Raw genomic sequence first — 16,848 nt, 5'->3', positions numbered from 1 at the left:
AAGCGACGCATCATACTATAAAAGCTACCGACCGGTAGGTAGGTTTGAGTGGTGTAGAAAAGGCCCTTTCGGGCCAATAATCTGACACTATCCGATTTAAAACATGCTGTTGTCGTTGGCCGCTTCTTCCGGCACAGACTGGATGACATCCCAGTGCTCGACGATCATTTCATTTTCAACGCGGAAGATATCCACAACGGCCTCACCGCGATCCTCATCACCATTGGTAGAGTGAACATGCAGCCAGACCAGGTCGCCATCGGTTGCACTACGCACGATCTCGCTCTGGTAGTCCGGATTTTCCTGGAAGTAGCCTGCAAAGTAATCCACGAAAGGCGCCTTGCCATCCGGTACGCCCGGATTGTGCTGAATGTAATCTTCCGCCAGCACCAATGAGCTCTGCTCTGTTTCATGCTCGTTGAAGAACTGGTTATAGAACTGGATGACCAATGCCCGGTTTGCTTCCTCGGCCTCAAGATCACGTTCGGCTTGCGCAAACGATACGGCGGGTAAAGATAGCATCAGCACCGACGTGGCAACGCTCAACGGTTTCAGTAACGACATGTCAACACTCCTGTTTCGGGTAGATGGATCAAAGGCGCAGCACTAATCACCGCATCATGCCCCTTGAGCTTCACTTTAATAAACGGTCTAAAATGTAGACCTTGGGGTAAACTTAAAGGAGTTCCCATGACCGCACAAGAAGTCACATTTACCTGACCCGGTCACATCTATATGCCCACTGCATACCCATCCATGGAGCCGTGATGACTGCCATTACCGCTAGCGAAGAGATCGTTCTTGAACAGCCTTGCCCGATTCGCGATGTGCTTGACCGCATTGGCGACCAGTGGAGCTTACTGATTCTGGAAGCCCTGGCCCCCGGCACGCTGCGTTTTAATGCCTTGATGCGTGAGATTGGTGATATTTCAAAGCAGATGCTCTCCCGTACCCTCAAACAGCTGGAGCAGGATGGCTTTGTCACGCGTACGCTCTATCCTGAAGTCCCGCCACGGGTGGAATATACTCTAACCCCGTTGGGGCGCTCTTTTCTTGAGCCGATGCAACAGCTGGTAGCGTGGGCAGATGCCCATCACCGCACCATCGTGGCCGCTCGTTTGCAGTATCAGGCTAGCCAGACGTAGACCTGAAACGGGCTATGTGAGAATTAAAAACATCCCATAACTAACAAGCCCACGACTAAATCGTGGGCTTGTTGGCTGTCTCATTTATTAAAATGTACCCGAATTGCGTCCGTACTTGGTTATTGGCATAGGGCTTCCAACTCGCGCTTATACTTCAATGGAGCCTGATTTCAATGACCAGTCGCGCCAGCGCAGATCAAACAGGTCCTTGCGGCGATCCTTCAGGTTCGTCACTGAGCCTTCTGCGCGCACCACGGTTAGGCGAGTCAAATCCAGGTCCGAGAAGAAAATCATCTCGGTATTGGGTGTGGTTTCCGCCAGCACTGCATCATGGGGGAAGGCGAAGTCAGAAGGGGTAAAGACCGCAGACTGCGCGTACTGGATATCCAGGTTTTCAATTGAGGGCAGGTTGCCGACGCTACCGCAGAGCACTACGTAGCACTCGTTCTCGATGGCGCGCGCCTGACCACAGTGGCGAACCCGCAGATAGCCATTCTTGGTGTCGGTCCAGAACGGTACAAACAGGATATCCATGTCCTGGTCGGCCAGTAGACGGCCGAGTTCCGGGAACTCCACGTCGTAGCAGATCAAAATGCCCACGCGGCCTGCATCGGTATCAAACACCTGCAAGCTGTCACCGCCTTCGATTACCCAGTCGCGACGCTCCTGAGGGGTGATGTGCAGTTTGGCCTGCTTGTCTACTTCGCCGTCACGGTGGAAGAGGTAGGCAACGTTATAGAGCCGGTCATCCTCGCCTACTTCAATCATTGAACCGCCGACAATATTGATATTGTAGGAGACTGCCATGCGTGAAAGTTCGGCTTTAAAGCGCTCGGTAAAGCCTGCCAGAAAGCGTATCGCCGCCATTTGGTCCTGCTGGGCGGCGCGGTCTTGCAAGCCCATCAGTGGGGTGGTGAATAGCTCCGGGAAAACCGCAAAGTCACTTTGGTAATCTGAAAGCGCGTCGACAAAATACTCAATCTGCTGGAGGGCAGCTTCTACCGAGGCAAACTCACGCATCTGCCACTGTACGGCGCCAACACGCACTTGGGTCGGGCGCGTATCCAGCACGTTGTCGGCAGGCTCAAAGAGAATATTGTTCCACTCGAGTAGGGTCGCGTAGCCCTTTGACTGCTCATCTTCGGGCAGGTATTTGCGCAGCAGGCGTTTTACTTGAAAGTCGTTAGCCAACTGGAACGACAGAATGGGATCATAAATCTCCTTGCGAGAGACTTTTTCGATGTACTGGGCCGGCGTTAGCTCATCGGCATGCTGATAGTATTCGGGAATGCGCCCACCCGCCAAAATGGCGCGCAGGTTGTGCGAACGACACAGCTCTTTGCGTGCTTCGTAAAGGCGCCGCCCTAGGCGGTAACCTCGGTAGTCCGGGTGAATCAGCACATCCAGCCCGTACATCGCATCGCCATTTTCATCGTTGAGAATAATCTCACGATGGCCAATCAGGTCGTCATACTTATGCGGGTTGGAAAACTCGTCGTAATCCACCTGAACCGTTAGCGCTACGCCTACCAGATTGCCGTCATCTTCAATGGCGATCTGGCCGTCGGGAAATTCCTGAATCAGCTTGTTGATGGTGTGGCGGGGCCAAGCGCCGCCGATGTTATGATAGACAGCGTCCATCAATGTCTTGAGCTGATCGTAATCATCGCTCGTCAGGTTGCGCAGATTTAGATGCAGGTCTTCCAGGGACATATCAGGGGATTCCAGAATAAAAAAGAAAACAGCCTAGTACATGATGGCTAGGCGCTGCCCGGCTTATTCACCGACACGTTTCCCACCAGTGGGCGCGTCAAGGTTTGCGCCATGATGACGCCCGCCAGAATCAGAAGTCCACCGGCAAAGTGGAAGCCAGCCACCTGTTCGCCCAGCATCGCCATGGCAATCAGTGCGCTGAACAGAGGCATCAGGTTGATAAAAATGCTCGCCTGGTTAGCGCCAATTTGGCGGACCGCGCGCATCCATAAAAATGTGGTAATGACGGAGGCAGGAATGCCTGCATAGAGAATAAGCCCAATGTTCTGGCTATCTACAGGCGTCATTGGCCCCATCAAATAGGGCGGCAGCAAAAACAGTACCGCAAAACATACCTGAGCATAGAGCATTACCCAAGGCGGTAAGTTCATTTTCCAACGCTTTAGCATAACGCCGTAGAGCGCGTAGCAGCTTGCTGCCACCACCATTAGCGCATCGCCATGGGCAACTTCAAGCTGAAGAAGCGATAAGGGATTACCGCGGCCCAGCAACACGGTGACGCCGATAAAGGCCAGCACGCCCCCCGTAACGCCGCCCAGGGTTGGCGGTTCACGCAGGATAAGCGCACTCAGCAGCACGGTTAAAAGCGGCACCATCGCAGCTAGAATGCCCATGTTGGTAGCCGTTGTGGTTTCCGCTGCAACATAGGCCAGCCCTTGCCATAACCCCATACCTAAAAGGCCCAGTAAGGCGAGTTTCGGCCAGTTGCGACGTATTTCCGCACGATGACGAAGCACGGCCGGAAGCACGAAGGGTGTCATCACCGCTAGCGCCAACAGCCAGCGTAAAAAAGCGATGCTGCTCGGCGCAATAGCGCCTACGGTCAACTGATTGATGGTCATGTTGCCCGACCAGATCAGCACGGTGGCAAGTGGCGGCAAAAAGTAAATCAACGGCATAGCGGTTTTCCTTATCGTTAGCCGGATAATGTTACGTGCTTTAACGCAATGAGCAAGACTGAGAAGCGATGGCTCTGAACGTCGCTGGTAAGTAGTAAAGGGCTGTACGACGGCGATTGGATGTCATACGCTTGTTTGAATAACGCCAAGGAGAACCGTAATGACCCGTGCGCCCGCTTACCCGCATCTTTTTCAGCCAATTACGATTGGCCATTTAACGCTACCCAATCGCATTTTAATGGGCTCCATGCATACCAATCTGGAAGAGACGCCCAATGGGTTTGCAAGGTTGGCGGTTTTTTATGCTGAGCGTGCGCGGGCCGGGGTAAGTTTAATCGTCACTGGGGGCATTGCCCCTAATCCGGAAGGCGCGGTGTTTCAGGGCGCCAACGCGCTAACCGATGAAACCCAACTGGCAGAGCATCGTCAAGTCGTGGAGGCTGTTCACGCGGAAGGCGGGCATCTGTGCATGCAGATTCTCCATGCGGGGCGCTACGCCTACTCGCCTGAATTGGTGGCGCCCTCGGCAATTCAGGCACCCATTAATCCATTTACTCCCCGCGAACTAAGTAGTGAAGACGTTGAGCAGCAAATTGCCGACTACGTGCGCTGCGCATGCCTGGCGCAACAGGCGGGCTATGACGGCATCGAAATAATGGGCTCGGAAGGCTATCTGATTAATCAGTTTATCTGCCAGCGTACCAATCAGCGCAGCGATGCCTGGGGCGGTAGTTTTGAGCATCGCATGCGCTTTCCGTTGGAAATTGTTAAACGCATTCGAGCGGCAGTGGGCGAGCGCTTTGTGGTGATTTTTCGTCTGTCGATGATTGACCTGGTGGGAGACGGCAGTACGTGGCAAGAGATCGTTACGCTTGGCCAGGCGGTGGAAGCAGCGGGTGCCGATATCATCAATACCGGGATTGGTTGGCACGAAGCGCGGGTGCCCACGATTGTCACCAGCGTGCCACGTGCCGCCTTTACCGAGGTGACCCGGCGAGTAAAAGCAGCGCTTTCGGTGCCGCTGATCACTACTAATCGGATTAATATGCCAGAGATTGCCGAGCAGGTGCTGGCCGAAGGCCACGCCGATATGGTGTCCATGGCGCGGCCGTTTTTGGCGGATCCTGAGTGGGTGCGTAAGGCCGAAGCGGGGCAGGCCGATGAAATCAATACCTGTATTGCCTGTAACCAGGCCTGCCTGGATCACACCTTTGCAGGCAAGCTAACCTCTTGTTTGGTTAATCCGCGCGCCTGCCATGAAACCGAGCTTGTGATTGAACCCGCCACCACGCCTAAACGCGTGGCCGTGGTGGGCGGTGGACCAGCGGGGCTTGCCACGGCCGTTACCGCCGCCAGCCGTGGCCATCACGTAGTGCTGTTTGAGCAGCGTGACACGCTGGGCGGGCAGTTTAATTACGCGCGCCGGATTCCAGGCAAAGAGGAGTTTAACGAAACCCTACGCTACTACCGCGTAATGCTGGAAAAGTACGCGGTAGAGATTCGTTTGAACACCCGCGCCACCCCAGAAGCACTGGCTGAGTTTGACGATATTATTATTGCCAGCGGCGTACGCCCACGCACGCTGTCGCTGCCCGGCGCTGAACACCCCAGTGTGCTGAGCTATGCCGATGCCATTGAATCCCCTGAACGGGTAGGCCGCCGGGTTGCCGTTATCGGGGCAGGCGGTATTGGTTTTGACGTTTCCGAGCTTTTGGCCCATGAAGAACATCCGGCCCTTGATATCGATACCTGGTGCGACGAGTGGGGCGTTGACCTGGCCGTTAGCGAACGCGGCGGTTTAAAAGCCCCTGTGGCGCCCGCTGTAGCACGTGACATTGTCATGCTACAACGTAAAACCTCAAAGCCTGGCAAGTACCTGGGTAAAACCACTGGCTGGGTACACCGGGCTTCGCTAAAGGCGCGCGGCGTTTCGACCTTAACGGGCTGCGAGTACCTTAAAATTGATGATGATGGGCTGCATATTCGCCGCAATGGCGAGGACAGCGTGCTGGGTGTGGATACGGTGGTGGTATGCGCGGGGCAGGAATCGGTGCGTGATTTAGTGGCGCCGCTTGAGGCGCTCGGTAAACAGATTCATATCATTGGCGGTGCCGATGAGGCGGCAGAGCTTGACGCCAAATGCGCTATTGATCAGGGAATGCGCTTGGCTGCCCAGCTTTAAACGCGTTGATAGTGGCGGGTGACGCTCGTCCATAAATGACGATAGACTGGCTGATCCATCACCTTATTAAGCATAACGTGATGTTTAAAGGCGCTAGTGGCACCCAGCTGGCGCTGTAACTGTGTCTGCAAAAGACAATGTCAGTGAAAGACAATGTCAGTGAAAAAGGATAATTGCCATGACGTCGGAGTGTACCCCCCGTTTTTTAGCCAGCGATAACACCTCTGGTATTTGTCCGGAAGCCATGGCGTATCTGCTGGAAGCTAATCAGGTTGATGACTTGGCGTATGGCAATGACCATTGGACCGAGCGTGCTGCGAACCGCTTTCGTCAAATGTTTGATTACGACTGCGAAGTGTTTTTTGTTTTTAACGGTACTGCGGCTAACTCACTGGCGCTTTCTGCGATGGGGCGCAGTTACCATAGCGTGATTTGTCATGAGCTGGCGCATATTGAAACCGACGAGTGCGGCGGCCCGGAGTTCTTCTCCAATGGCGCCAAACTGCTGACCTCGCCAGGAGCGAATGGCAAGCTTACCCCTGAGGGGATTGAGGCGCTGGTGACGCGGCGGAGCGATATTCACTACCCAAAACCTAAAGTGGTTTCGCTGACCCAAGCAACCGAAGTAGGAACGGTATATACCCGCGAAGAACTACTGGCCATTCGTGCCATTGCCGATAAGCATGATTTGCGTTTACACATGGATGGCGCTCGGTTTGCCAATGCCTGTGCCAGCCTGAATGCTACGCCTGCCGAGCTGACCTGGCAGGTAGGTGTTGATGCACTGTGTTTTTCTGGGACTAAAAATGGCTTGGCGATGGGTGAGGCGATTTTGTTCTTTAATCGCGAGCTGGCAGAAGATTTTTCGTATCGCTGCAAGCAGGCAGGTCAGTTGGCATCCAAAATGCGCTATATATCAGCGCCGTGGTTGGGCCTTTTGGAGAGCGGGGCGTGGCTCACCAATGCTCAGCATGCTAACGCGATGGCACAATATTTAACGCAAGGGCTGCAAGCGCTGCCTGGCGTGTCGTTGATGTTTCCTGCCCAGGCAAACAGCGTCTTTGTTGAGTTGCCAGCCCATGCAATTAGCGCCCTAAAAGCCAAGGGGTGGACCTTCTATACGTTTATTGGCGCCGGTGGGGCACGCTTTGTATGTGCCTGGAATACCACCGTTGAATTACTGGATTTACTTATCGCGGATGTCAAAATTGCTCTTGAACAGCATTCTGGATAGTAAGAGACTCTGGAGTTTTCAGGCGTATCGCTTTTTTTACCGCCGCTGCACACGCAGCGGCGGTTTTTTGTAGACGTTCAATAAAAGGGCGTGACGCCTGGCCCGCCATGCCAATGTTGATCATTAGAGAATCGTTAAACGTTTCTGATGAAGTGCTTTTTGGTTAAAACCCTGTTGTATCAACATCCTGCCTTTGAAGTGCGGGGCTTTTCTGGCGTATGCCTATGCGTATCACATGTTAGCGTTGAAGTTTTAGTCATCACATTTTGCTAATGCTGGCTACGCTAATAGAGCGACACCTCGTTCGGCTCACCACGATAAAATATTCATCCGGGTGGTGATTGCCTGGGGATGGCCATAGGAGGGTTCCATGAGCATCTTTGACCACGTTCAAGACCGTTTTGCCCGCGTGCAGCAAGAAGACATGAGTTTGGAAGAGTATCTGGCGCTTTGTCGTCGTGACCCAACGGTTTATGCCAGCGCCGCGGAGCGTATGCTGGACGCCATCGGCGAGCCTACTGTTATTGATACGGCAAAGGACCCGCGCTTATCGCGTATTTTTTCCAATAAGGTGATACGCCGCTACCCGGTTTTTGCTGAGTTTCATGGTATGGAGGAGGCCATTGAGCAGATAGTGGCTTACTTCCGTCATGCCGCCCAAGGGCTTGAGGAGCGCAAGCAGATTCTCTATCTGCTGGGGCCGGTGGGTGGCGGTAAATCATCACTTGCGGAGCGTTTAAAACTGCTAATGGAGCGCATCCCTTTTTACGCCATTAAAGGCTCACCCGTTTATGAGTCGCCACTTGGGTTGTTCTCACCTGAAGAGGATAGTGAGCTGCTTGAAAAAGAGTATGGGATTGCGCCGCGCTATCTGAAAAGTGTGATGTCTCCTTGGGCCGCCAAGCGTTTAAAAGAGTACGGCGGCGATATTTCCCAGTTTCGTGTAGTGCGTCTTTATCCTTCGCGGCTGCACCAGATAGCGATTTCTAAAACGGAACCAGGTGACGAGAATAACCAGGATATCTCCTCGTTAGTGGGTAAAGTCGATATCCGTCAGCTTGAGCTTTACTCCCAGGATGACCCGGATGCTTATAGCTTCTCGGGCGGGCTTTGCCGCGCTAACCAAGGGTTAATGGAATTCGTTGAGATGTTTAAGGCGCCGATCAAGGTGCTACATCCGCTGTTAACCGCCACCCAAGAGGGGAATTACAACCCAACGGAGGGGATGGGCGCCATTCCGTTTGATGGCATTATCCTGGCGCACTCCAACGAATCCGAGTGGCAGGCATTTCGCAATAACCGCAACAACGAGGCCTTTCTTGACCGCGTATATATCGTCAAAGTGCCTTACTGCTTGCGAGTATCTGAAGAGATCAAAATCTATCAAAAGCTACTGGAAGACTCCTCCCTCAATGCCGCACCCTGCGCGCCCGATACGCTGCGCATGCTGGCACAATTCTCGGTGCTGTCTCGGTTAAAAGTGCCCGAGAACTCCAGTATCTACTCCAAAATGCGCGTGTACGATGGCGAAAATCTAAAAGATACCGACCCGCGTGCCAAGTCGATACAAGAGTACCGCGATGCGGCAGGTGTGGACGAAGGCATGCAAGGACTCTCCACTCGTTTTGCGTTCAAGATTCTTTCCAAGGTGTTTAACTTTGACAGCACCGAAGTTGCCGCTAATCCGGTGCATCTGCTGTATGTGCTGGAGCAAGCGCTTGAGCGTGAGCAACTGCCCTCTGAAGTATTTGAGCGTTATCTGGGCTTTATTAAAGAGTTTTTGGCTCCGCGCTATGTGGAGTTTATTGGCAAAGAGATCCAGACGGCTTATCTCGAATCCTACAGCGAGTATGGGCAGAATATTTTTGATCGCTATGTGACCTATGCCGATTTCTGGATTCAAGACCAGGAGTACCGCGACCCGGATACCGGCGAGCAGTTGAATCGCCAATCGCTTAATGAAGAACTTGAAAAAATTGAGAAGCCAGCGGGCATCTCCAATCCCAAGGACTTCCGTCATGAAGTGGTTAACTTTGTGCTGCGAGCGCGTGCCCAGAACAATGGCATGAATCCCAGCTGGCAGTCGTATGAGAAGCTTAAAGGGGTTATTGAGCACAAGATGTTTGCCAATACCGAAGAGCTTTTGCCGGTCATCTCGTTTAACGCCAAGGCCTCAAAGTCGGACCAGAAAAAGCACGAGGACTTCGTCGCTCGGATGGTGGAGCGCGGCTATACCGAGAAGCAGGTGCGTCTGCTTTCCGAGTGGTACCTGCGCGTGCGCAAGTCGCAGTAAGCGCCGGTACTGAAAAGGCCCTTTGGGTTAAGGAGGTCGTATGACCTACTTTATTGATCGAAGACCTAATGCCAAACATAAGAGCGCGGTTAACCGTCAGCGCTTTTTGGAGCGCTACCGTCAGCATATCAAGCGCTCTGTTGAAGAGGCGGTTAACCGCCGCTCCATTACTGATATGGAGCGCGGTGAAAAAATTTCTATCCCCACCAAGGACATTTCCGAGCCGGTGTTTCAGCATGGCCCTGGTGGGGCGCGCAATATCGTCTCGCCGGGTAATAAAGAGTTTCTACAGGGCGACAGGATTCGCCGCCCCAGTGGCCAAGTCGGCGGAGGCGGCGCGGGTGAAGGGAATGCTTCTGACCAAGGCGAAGGTAACGACGAGTTTGCGTTTACGCTTAGCCGGGAGGAGTTTTTAGAGTTTGTTTTCGATGGCTTGGAGCTTCCGCACCTGCAGCGTAAGCCGCTTAAATCATTGGAAGAAGTGAAAATGGTGCGCGCGGGCCTTTCCCGGGATGGCGTGCCCTCGCGTATCAGTATTACGCGTTCCATGCGGGAGGCCTACGCCCGCCGTATTGCCATGCGAGCACCGATCAAGCGAGCGCTAAAAGAAGCTGAGCAAGCACTGGAGGCAGAAGAGCGCAAGGACAGCGTGCTACGTAATCCGGCACGGGTGGCTGAACTGAAAGCTGACATCGAGCGTTTAAAGAAACGCATCGAGGCAGTGCCGTTTATTGATACCTACGATTTACGCTATCACCAGTTGGCAGCGCAGCCTCAGCCCTCAAGCCAGGCGGTAATGTTCTGTGTCATGGATGTTTCAGGCTCCATGACACAGAACCATAAAGACATTGCGAAGCGGTTTTTTCTGCTGCTTTATCTTTTTTTAGAGAAACACTACGAAAAGGTCGAACTGGTGTTTGTCCGCCACCATACTGCCGCAAAAGAAGTGAGTGAGGAGGAGTTCTTTTACTCCCGCGAAACGGGCGGCACCATTGTCTCAAGCGCACTCACGCTGGTGGATAACATTATTCAAAAGCGCTATCCCGCCGAGCAGTGGAATCTATACGTGGCTCAGGCATCGGATGGCGACAATTGGGACGATGATTCCAATACCTGCCGCAATTTACTGATTAAAAAGCTGATGCCTCAACTTCAGTACTACGCGTATGTAGAAATTACCCCTCACGATCATCAGTCGCTTTGGCATGAGTACCAGAACGTCGCTGAACACTTTCCTGAACGCTTTACGATGCGCCAAATTGTCGAAGCCAGTGATATTTACCCTGTTTTTCGTGAGCTGTTTAAACGCCGCTTGAATCAAGCGCGCTAAACGCGTGCGTGTTGAGGAGTACGCTATGAATGCGTCCCAAAAGCCCATTGCGACTGGTTCTGACTGGAATTTTAGTATTCTGGAGCACTTTAACGACAAACTGGCTGCGCTTGCCGACGAGTACCGCCTGGATACGTATCCCAGCCAAATAGAAGTCATCACCACCGAACAGATGATGGATGCTTACGCCAGTGTGGGCATGCCGGTGGGCTACTATCACTGGTCGTTTGGTAAGCAGTTTCTGGCCGTTGAGCAAGCTTACAAGCGGGGCCAAATGGGCTTGGCATACGAGTTGGTGATTAATTCCAACCCTTGCATTGCCTATTTGATGGAAGAAAACACCCTGATGATGCAGGTGCTGGTCATGGCGCATGCCTGCTATGGGCATAATTCCTTCTTCAAGGGCAATTATCTGTTTCGTACCTGGACCGATGCCGAATCGATCGTTGATTATCTGGTGTTTGCACGTCACTACATTGCTAAATGCGAAGAGCGCCACGGCGTTCATGCGGTTGAGCAACTGTTGGATGCGTGTCACGCGCTGCAAAATTATGGCGTTGACCGCTATAAGCGACCTTCGCCGATCTCGGCTGAAGAGGAGGCCAGGCGCCAGGATGAACGGGAAGCCTACCTGCAAACGCAGGTGAATATGTTGTGGCGTACGATTCCTGAGCCGCCTGACAATGCGTCACCGCTGCCTGGTAGCCTTAACAGCGACAACGATCCGCTAGGACTGCACAGCGGCGGAATTTACCCGCCGGAGCCACAGGAAAATCTGCTCTATTTTATTGAAAAAAATGCCCCGTTATTGGCCCCTTGGCAGCGTGAAATAGTACGTATTGTGCGCAAGCTGGCGCAGTATTTTTACCCCCAGCGCCAAACTCAGGTCATGAATGAGGGGTGGGCATGCTTTTGGCATTACACGTTGATGAATCGCTTGTATGACGAAGGCGATGTTGATGAAGGTCTGATGCTTGAGTTCTTGCAGTCTCACGCCGCGGTCATTAATCAACCTGACTTTGATAGTCCTTACTTCAACGGTATCAATCCGTATGCGTTGGGGTTTGCCATCTTTATGGACATCAAACGGATATGCGAAGCACCGACCGAGGAGGATTATCAGTGGTTTGCTGATATTGCGGGTACGCCTTGGCGCAGTACGCTTGAATTTGCTATGCGCAACTTTAAGGATGAGTCGTTTATTCAGCAGTTTCTGTCGCCCAAGGTAATGCGCGACCTTAAGCTGTTTTTAATTGTGGATGATGATCAGTCGGAAACACTCGAAGTGGCGGCTATTCATAATGAACAGGGCTATCGCCGGGTGCGCGATGCGCTTTCTACTCAGTACGCGCTATCGGTGAAAGAGCCAAATATTCAAGTGGTTGAGGCTGATATCCGGGGAGATCGCTCATTAACACTGCACCATGTCCAGGATTGTCGCCGCCCCCTTGGACGTAGTGTCTACCCGGTTATTCGGCACCTGCATGAGCTTTGGGGGTTCCCTGTACGTCTGGTTTCTATGGATGAAGGGCGGGTGACGCATCGCTACCGTTGGCCCATAGAGGAGGAGAGTAAAGACAATCCGTAAATGATTACAACGTACAGGCGAGTAACGTATAAAGCCCTGCGTTTGGCAGGGCTTTTTAGCCGCGTTACCCCTGAGCTACCCAGGATTGGCACCAGCCACCAGGTTCAACGCTGTTTTCAGGAAACAGCTGGCAGCCTTGATTACCAGAGGTATAAAACATGCAGTTGTCGCACCGTTCACCTGATGTATAAGCAGGGTGGTCGCTGGCATCGCTCGCTTTTTCAACATAGTTCAGCGCTTGGGCACTCGGTACGGAAGGGTCAAGGCGAGGTAGCGATTGAGCAAAGGCCGTTTTCGATAAAATACCGATGCCCAAGGGTAGGGTTGCCAGCCCCCATACACTGGTGCGTATAAAATGACGGCGGCTCTGATTAGCCATGATCTCTCCTTAAGGTCACTCTCATCGATAAGTCACGGTGATCGGATGGTGGGCCATCGCTTCTGTTTATTACTAGCGGTCAATGACTAACGGTTTATTACTGACCGTTTTGTTACATGCTGTTTTGAGCACCAACCGTTTGACCCTAAATATCGCGTTGTTATCCACCCATGCTAACGAATAGATGCGTGGCGCGCGACTTCTTCGTGCAAGGCAAGGATTTAGAGAGATTTTGTGGCCAGGCTGCGGATTTAACCAGGCCTGTTATACTCCACGCTTTGGCGGCTGTTGACGTTTTACTTGCGTATTACGCCATTAAACAGGTGTAGGCGTTGTGAGTAAAATGACGATAGCCCCCGGTATCACTTACATTTTTCAGTGAGGACGCTATGCAAAACGCAGTTATTTTAATTAATACCGAAAAAGGCCAGGTTAAAGCAGTAGCGGAGCGTTTAGCGGACGTAGAAGGTATTAGTGAAGTGTACTCAACCTGCGGGCGTTACGACCTGGTGGCCATTGCACGTACGCGAGATTTTGAAAGCCTTGCTGAATTGGTCACCGAGCGCCTTAACGAGGTTGAAGGTATCAGCGATACGGAAACGCTTAACGCCATGCAGGTACATTCACGCCACGATCTTGAAACCATGTTTTCACTAGGCTGGTAATGTTGAAATAGGCACCGGCCACAGCAATGGCCGCGTGTCATAAGCAGGCGATAAAAATTAGCGTGTGGGGAGTAAGGGAACGTGAGGATATCGTTTTGGCGCTGGCGTCGAGAGGGGCGACGTCTGGGCGTTGCTTTGCTGTTTGTGGTCGCGGGAGCGGGGTTATGGGAGTTTCAGGAGCGTCAGCATCAGGATGCGTATACTTGGATGGGCGTTCCCACGTGGGAGAGTTTTCATCCCACAACGTTTCACCGCGTATTACGCAATGAGGGCTATTTAGTTGGCTGGTCGGATGTGCGTGTTAACCCGCTGTGGGTGAGTTACCAGCTGGAGGCGGTGCCGGAAGGGACGCAGATTGGCTCACGGCCCAATTTTCAAGCGGATTGGCGGACCCTCTGGCCGGTAAAAACCGACAGCTATGCCCGTAGTGGCTATGACCGGGGGCATATGGCACCTAACTATGCCATTGCCGCGGTGCACGGGCGTGATGCTCAGGTTGATACGTTTTTGATGAGTAACATGACGCCGCAGCGGCCTAATCTAAATCGTCAGCTATGGCAGCGGTTGGAAGAGTCGGTGATCAATCACTTTGCGCCGCGTTTTGATCGCGTACAGGTGATTACCGGGCCGATATTCCCGGAGCATTTTATGGATAATGTGTTTAATCGGGTGGGCTTTGTCGAAGTGCCAGAGGCGTTCTATAAGATTATTGTTGCCCCACATGATGAGGCGCCGCTCGCACTGGCGTTCATCATGCCCCAGGACGTTCGCGGCAACGAGCCGTTAGATGATTATCTGGTCACTATTAATGAAATAGAAGCGCGTACCGGGCTTAATTTTTTCCCGGACCTGACACCCGAAATGGAAACCGTGCTGGAAGGTGAGTTGCGCACGCAAGGGTGGGCGCTGGAGGAGGTGGCACGGCGACCAGGGCGTTTTCAGTAAATCATCATTGTAGCGATTGGCGGCGAGCGTTATATGTTAGCGAGTAGCGCTCTCGTTCAATAAAATGCTCGCCTTGCTGAGGGGCATTATGCAGGTTATCAGTTAAATGCGTAATTCAAGCCAAGCCAGAAAGAGCGTCCAATCTGATAGTTGCTGGTATTACCTGTGACCCTGTCGAATATATTTTTAATTCTAAAATCAACTGAGGCGTTGTGGATGTTTTTGTTTAAAAAATAATATTTAATATTCGTATCAACGGTCGTCAAAGACCCCGTGTTAGTATCCTCATAGATATCATAAGTGTTGCCCTCATTGTCTGTATAGTTTTCTCTGGAATCGGTTAAATACTCGTATTTACCGCGATAATTTAAACTGGTATCAGTAATTAAATTGCCGTTAAGCCAGCCCGTTGCCCAGTTCACAGAGGCTTTGAAGGGGGCTGCGAAGTTTTGCCGTGCATCTTGTTCGCGTAGGTCGGCCATAGACATGATTGCATTGCTGTAATAGACGAGCTCATTTTGATCGTCGGCTTCATACGTATAATCAACGGCTCCATTAGTCCGAGTTTCTGACCAAACCACGTTTGCATTGAAAAAATGGCTTTTATAGCTACCAGACCACTCCAACGCATAACCAAGGTAATCCGTTTCTCCATCGTTAGACATCGTATAGTAATCATTGCCATCACGATCCGTAAGCTTTTCGCTGCGAGAGAACTGGTCGCGGTTTTCACGATACACGACTTTAGGGCGCAAGTGGCCATTCAGTGGCGTTGGAATCGTCAGTGACGCCGTCAACTCGTCACTATAAGGGGTCTGCAGGTTAGAGGAAGAGTAGTTGGTAACCGAGGGTTGAAAGTTACAGGCATCCCACTTGCCTGGTACTCCGCCATAGCTGTTATCGGGGGCGTTTTTTAACTGGCGCTCGTAGCAGGTGTGGACTGGAACTTGCTCATTAATCGCATACCCTACCATGTTTCTTCCAAAGTAGCGGTTAGCGCCTAGCGTTAAAAATGTATCAGGAACAAACTGCCAAGTGCCCGTCAGGCGGGGCGCCACGTTATGGTTGCCCAGAAAGTCGTCATAGGAGTAACGCGCGCCTGCGCGAATATCTATATTTCCGTAAGTGTTTAGATATTCGCCCCAAAGCGAATGATTATAAATACTTACCTCAGCATTAAACGGTTGATAGACCAAATCTCTTGAGGCGGCATTTAGGCCATTACAAGCAGGGTCACCGGGTGCACAGCTAAACTCTTTACTACCGGCAGAGCGAGATAAATAATAGTAGCGAGCTTCTTCATCACGACTCTTCTGTGCGTTGGAATAGTTTAATTCGCTCCCATAATTAAGTGTACCGCTTTGCAGGTAGGTAGAAAAATCTGTTTTCCACGTATAGTCCGTTTGCGTTTGATTAAGATTGCCCACCCCGCCTTCAAAGCAGTTGCGTGTTGTAAAGCACCAGTCAACTGAGTCCCCTCGCCATGCAATGCGTTGATTCCTGGCATAGCGGCTTGAATTGTTGTGCATCAGAGAGAGTTTGCTTTCCCAACGGGTCGTATCAAAGAAGCCTAATGCGGAAAAGTATCCCTGAGTTCCGTTGGAATCGCTGGTGGTCAAACCGTTATAAGTATTTGGTAGATCGCGCTCGCTACGATAAGGGCTGTGAGCTATTTGCGCCTCGAACGTCAAATCATTGCTATAGAGGTAGCGCCCTTTGAGTAAAAAGTTTTGCGAGACATCGCCGTTATAGTGCGTCAAGGACCCAAGCTCAGGATCTTTCTTGTACTGAACGTTGGATTCTGCTCTGGTATAGCCGGCTAACAAGAAAAGCTTATCGGTGACGGGGAGATCAACCGTTACTGATGTTTGGTACTTTGTGAAGTCAGCAGGAGCGTCAAGCGGATCATCTTCATCAGGGATAGGAGCATGATATTTGACTAAGCTGTCACTTTGAAAGCCCGTCGTTATATTGAATGAAAATTCATCTTTGGGTTGGCGAATTTCGTAATTAACGACTCCCCCGATAAAATCGCCATACTTGGCCGAAATGTTGGAGTCGAATACTTCCACGTTACCAATAAGTGTTGGATCAATGTAAAAGGTTTGAGAGGTTTGTGTGTAAACGTTGTTCCAATCGTTGTCGCCCGAGGCCGCTGTTACATCATGTAGTGACGTTGCGGAGACACCATCAATACTTATGTTGTTATCGTAGTAATTACCACCTGAAATCGAAAAATCCTGCGGCCTAAGTGACTGTATGTTTTCTTTTGTGGCATCGTCCGAACGTGCATCCATCTGGACAAATGGAAGAGGGCGCAACAGTTCTGTTGTATCAATTCCACCTCCACGCCTGTTTTCTACCGCTTGACCACTAATGACCGACAACCCTGAATTAATAGGGTCGTAGTTCATA

At 51.8% G+C, this 16,848-nt stretch carries 13 protein-coding genes; 8 read left to right on the top strand and 5 right to left on the bottom strand.

Going from position 1 to position 16,848, the window contains the following annotated elements; all coding sequences use genetic code 11:
* Positions 1-96 precede the first annotated feature (96 nt).
* Positions 97-564 carry a nuclear transport factor 2 family protein gene (locus ACT3RU_RS13865; RefSeq protein ID WP_087108497.1) on the bottom strand — a complete coding sequence of 156 codons (468 nt, stop codon included), beginning with the start codon at positions 562-564 and terminating at the stop codon, positions 97-99.
* Between the two features lie 203 nt (positions 565-767).
* Here ACT3RU_RS13865 and ACT3RU_RS13860 point away from each other — a divergent pair, with 203 nt between their 5' ends.
* Entirely contained in the window at positions 768-1,145 is a 378-nt protein-coding gene (locus ACT3RU_RS13860; RefSeq protein WP_087108499.1) for a winged helix-turn-helix transcriptional regulator, read from the top strand.
* A 147-nt stretch (positions 1,146-1,292) separates the two neighbouring features.
* Here the strand turns inward: ACT3RU_RS13860 and ACT3RU_RS13855 are convergent, their stop codons facing one another.
* The gene (locus ACT3RU_RS13855) at positions 1,293-2,858 is read right to left on the bottom strand and encodes a bifunctional GNAT family N-acetyltransferase/carbon-nitrogen hydrolase family protein (protein ID WP_192528210.1); all 1,566 of its coding nucleotides are present in this window, start codon (positions 2,856-2,858) and stop codon (positions 1,293-1,295) included.
* 47 nt (positions 2,859-2,905) lie between these two features.
* Positions 2,906-3,817 (bottom strand): DMT family transporter, encoded by a 912-nt coding sequence (locus tag ACT3RU_RS13850; protein WP_192528211.1) that lies wholly within the window; start codon positions 3,815-3,817, stop codon positions 2,906-2,908.
* 160 nt (positions 3,818-3,977) lie between these two features.
* Between ACT3RU_RS13850 and ACT3RU_RS13845 the strand changes: the two genes are divergently transcribed.
* From ACT3RU_RS13845 to ACT3RU_RS13825, 5 genes are all read left to right on the top strand, one after another.
* Positions 3,978-5,999, top strand: coding sequence for an NADPH-dependent 2,4-dienoyl-CoA reductase (locus tag ACT3RU_RS13845; protein WP_192528212.1), 2,022 nt, complete (start codon positions 3,978-3,980; stop codon positions 5,997-5,999).
* A 178-nt stretch (positions 6,000-6,177) separates the two neighbouring features.
* Entirely contained in the window at positions 6,178-7,233 is a 1,056-nt protein-coding gene (locus tag ACT3RU_RS13840; RefSeq protein ID WP_192528213.1) for a threonine aldolase family protein, read from the top strand.
* A 370-nt stretch (positions 7,234-7,603) separates the two neighbouring features.
* Positions 7,604-9,526: a PrkA family serine protein kinase gene (locus ACT3RU_RS13835; protein ID WP_192528214.1), complete on the top strand. Its 1,923-nt coding sequence runs from the start codon at positions 7,604-7,606 to the stop codon at positions 9,524-9,526.
* Between the two features lie 40 nt (positions 9,527-9,566).
* Positions 9,567-10,856, top strand: a complete 1,290-nt coding sequence (locus ACT3RU_RS13830; protein ID WP_192528215.1) for a YeaH/YhbH family protein — start codon at positions 9,567-9,569, stop codon at positions 10,854-10,856.
* 25 nt (positions 10,857-10,881) lie between these two features.
* Positions 10,882-12,444, top strand: coding sequence for a SpoVR family protein (locus ACT3RU_RS13825; RefSeq protein ID WP_483392758.1), 1,563 nt, complete (start codon positions 10,882-10,884; stop codon positions 12,442-12,444).
* Between the two features lie 64 nt (positions 12,445-12,508).
* Here ACT3RU_RS13825 and ACT3RU_RS13820 read toward each other — a convergent pair whose 3' ends face one another.
* On the bottom strand, positions 12,509-12,823 hold the full coding sequence (locus tag ACT3RU_RS13820; protein WP_192528217.1) for a high-potential iron-sulfur protein: 315 nt from the start codon (positions 12,821-12,823) through the stop codon (positions 12,509-12,511).
* 389 nt (positions 12,824-13,212) lie between these two features.
* On the opposite strand from ACT3RU_RS13820, the gene ACT3RU_RS13815 reads away from it, so the two are divergent.
* Together ACT3RU_RS13815 and ACT3RU_RS13810 are read left to right on the top strand one after the other, a co-directional pair.
* A complete protein-coding gene (locus ACT3RU_RS13815; RefSeq protein WP_018918618.1) occupies positions 13,213-13,488 on the top strand; it encodes an Lrp/AsnC family transcriptional regulator in 276 nt (91 codons plus the stop codon).
* Positions 13,489-13,569: 81 nt separating this feature from the next.
* Positions 13,570-14,433 (top strand): DNA/RNA non-specific endonuclease, encoded by an 864-nt coding sequence (locus ACT3RU_RS13810; RefSeq protein WP_318779703.1) that lies wholly within the window; start codon positions 13,570-13,572, stop codon positions 14,431-14,433.
* A 98-nt stretch (positions 14,434-14,531) separates the two neighbouring features.
* Here ACT3RU_RS13810 and ACT3RU_RS13805 read toward each other — a convergent pair.
* A partial coding sequence (locus tag ACT3RU_RS13805) for a TonB-dependent receptor plug domain-containing protein (protein WP_483392757.1) occupies positions 14,532-16,848 on the bottom strand: 2,317 nt, incomplete at its 5' end.

The organism is Halomonas sp. TP35 (assembly GCF_052375975.1).
GTDB lineage: Bacteria > Pseudomonadota > Gammaproteobacteria > Pseudomonadales > Halomonadaceae > Vreelandella > Vreelandella citrativorans.
This window is presented reverse-complemented; position numbering and strand designations above follow the sequence as displayed.